This window comes from Streptomyces sp. CBMA123, assembly GCF_014596465.1.
GTDB lineage: Bacteria > Actinomycetota > Actinomycetes > Streptomycetales > Streptomycetaceae > Kitasatospora.
This window is the reverse complement of record NZ_MECK01000429.1, coordinates 1-2,466: the sequence shown is the minus strand read 5'-3', so window position 1 is coordinate 2,466 and position 2,466 is coordinate 1. Positions and strand designations below refer to the sequence as shown.

Annotated in this window: 3 protein-coding genes; 1 reads left to right on the top strand and 2 read right to left on the bottom strand. The window is 74.5% G+C overall.

Annotation, left to right across the window (positions count from 1 at the left end; all coding sequences use genetic code 11):
- Window positions 1–533, top strand: a 533-nt coding sequence (locus BG452_RS32700; RefSeq protein WP_188307979.1) for a class F sortase, incomplete at its 5' end; no start/stop codon positions are given.
- Between the two features lie 15 nt (window positions 534–548).
- On the opposite strand, the gene BG452_RS32695 is transcribed toward BG452_RS32700, so the two are convergent.
- Window positions 549–1,736, bottom strand: coding sequence for an acyl-CoA dehydrogenase family protein (locus tag BG452_RS32695; protein ID WP_188307978.1), 1,188 nt, complete (start codon window positions 1,734–1,736; stop codon window positions 549–551).
- A 122-nt stretch (window positions 1,737–1,858) separates the two neighbouring features.
- The coding region (locus tag BG452_RS32690; RefSeq protein ID WP_188307977.1) for a biotin/lipoyl-binding protein at window positions 1,859–2,466 on the bottom strand (608 nt) is incomplete at its 5' end.

Below are 2,466 nucleotides of genomic sequence, written 5' to 3'. Positions count from 1 at the left end.
CCGCCGTCCGACCGGCCGCGGCGCCGTCACCGGTCGCCGAGCCGAGCCCGACCCCGCCACCCGCCCGTCCGCCGCTGCCGGCCTCGGCGCCCACCCGGATCCGGATCCCCGCGATCAAGGTCGACGCCCCGGTCACCGGACTCGGGCTCACCGCCGCCAGGCAGCTGAACACCCCGCCGATGGAGCAGCGCAACCTGGCCGGCTGGTACCGGGACGGCGCCACCCCCGGCGCCGCCGGGAACGCGCTGGTCGTCGGGCACGCCGACAGCCACACCGGCCCGGCCGTGTTCTACCGGCTCGGACTGCTGCGCCCCGGCGACACCGTCGAGGTGACCCGCAAGGACCGGCGCACCGCCGTGTTCACCGTGGACGAGGTGCGGGTCTTCCCCAAGCGGGACTTCCCCGACGCCCTGGTCTACGGCCCCACCGAACGGGCCGAGCTGCGGCTGATCACCTGCGGCGGGAAGTTCGACCGGCGCACCGGGTACGAGGCCAACACCGTGGTCTTCGCCCACCTGACGGACGCGCGGTGACGCCGCCTCCCCCGGTCAGTAGGACTTGGGCAGGCCCAGGGTGTGCTGGGCGACGAAGTTGAGCACCATCTCCCGGCTCACCGGGGCGACCCGGCCGACCCTGGTGGCGGCCAGCAGCGCGCCCAGGCCGTACTCCTGGGTGAGGCCGTTGCCGCCGAGGGTCTGCACCGCCTGGTCGACCGTCCGGGCGGCGGCCTCGCCCGCGGCGTACTTGGCCATGTTGGCGGCCTCCCCGGCCGCCAGGTCCTCGCCCGCGTCGTAGAGCAGCCCGGCCTTCTGGGTCATCAGCCGGGCCAGCTCGATCTCCACCGCGCACTGGGCCAGCGGGTGCGCCAGGCCCTGGTGGGCGCCGATCGGGGTGGACCAGACAGTACGGGTCTTCGCGTACTCCACCGCCTTGCCGAGCGCCTGGCGGGCCAGGCCGAGCGAGAAGGCGGCGGTCAGGATGCGCTCCGGGTTGAGGCCGGCGAACAACTGGAGCAGGCCGGCGTTCTCGTCCCCGACCAGGGCGTCGGCGGGCAGCCGGACGTCGTCCAGGAAGACCTGGAACTGCTTCTCGGGGGCGACGAGTTCCATCGGGATCGCCCGGTACTCGAAGCCGGGGGTGTCGCGCGGGACGACGAACAGGCAGGGCTTGAGCTTGCCGGTGCGGCCCCCTCCGGTGTCCACGGTCTCGGTACGGGCGACGAACAGCACGGCGTCCGAGTGGTCGATGCCGGAGACGAACACCTTGCGGCCGGTCAGCAGCCAGTCCTCGCCGTCCCGGCGGGCGATGGTGGAGATCCGGTGCGAGTTGCTGCCGGCGTCCGGCTCGGTGATGCCGAAGGCCATCGTACGGCTGCCGTCGGCCAGTCCGGGCAGCCAGCGCTGCTTCTGCTCGTCGGTGCCGTACCGGGCTATCACCGTGCCGCAGATCGCCGGGGAGACGATCAGCAGCAGCAAGGGGCAGCCGGCGGTGCCCAGTTCCTCCAGGACGATGGCGAGGTCGCTGATGCCGCCGCCCCCGCCGCCGTACTCGACGGGCAGGTTGACGCCCAGGTAGCCGGCCTTGCCGGCGTCCGCCCACAGCTCCTCGGCGGGCTCGCCGGCCCGGGCCTTGGCGAGGTAGTAGGCGGAGCCGTAGCGGCGGCCGAGGTCGCCGACGGCCTTGCGCAGGGCGGTGCGTTCGGGCGTTTCGAGGAGCTGACTGCCGATGGCCGACATGCGGGTCCTTCCTCTGTTCCGGATGTTCGGGCGCGTGCTCAGGCGGTTCGGGAGGGTGCTCAGGCGGTTCGGGAGGGTGCTCAGGCGGTTCGGGTGCGTGCTCAGGCGGCTCGAGTGCGTGCTCAGGCCTCTTCGGGGGACTTGACGACGGCGAGCAGGGCGCCGAGCCGCACCTGCTGGCCGGGGGTGACGTGCAGTTCGACCAGGGTGCCGTCGGTGGGGGCGGTGACGCGGTGCTCCATCTTCATCGCCTCCAGCACGAGCAGCGGCCGGCCCGCCGTGACGGTGTCACCGACGGCGGCGGTGGTGCGCAGGACGGTGCCGGGCATCGGGGCGAGCAGGGCGCCGGGTTCGGTCCGGGCGGTGGGGTCGGGGAAGCGCGGCAGGGCGGTGAGGGCGGTGCCGCCGGTCGGGGCGTCGACGTACACCCGGTCGCCGTAGCGGGCGACGTCGTAGCGGCGCCGGACCTCGCCCTCGCGCAGCACGACGTAATCGGGCCGGGCCTCGACCAGTTCGACGTCCGGGTGCTCCTCGGCCTCCAGGCCGGCCCTGGTCCGGCGGTAGCGCACCTCCGACTCGGTGCCGTCCGCGGCCCGGTAGCGCTTGGACTGGGGCTGGGAGGGCAGGTTGCGCCAGCCGGAGGGGAACGTTCCGTGCGGCGCGCCGGCGCGGCCGGCGGCGTCGGCGAGGGCCGCGGCCAGGGCGGCCCGGCCGGTGCCCCCGGTGTCGG

Coding starts and splice junctions, on each gene's coding strand:
- BG452_RS32695 (WP_188307978.1), bottom strand. CDS start 1,736: ATGTCGGCCATCGGCAGTCAGCTCCTCGAAACGCCCGAACGCACCGCC.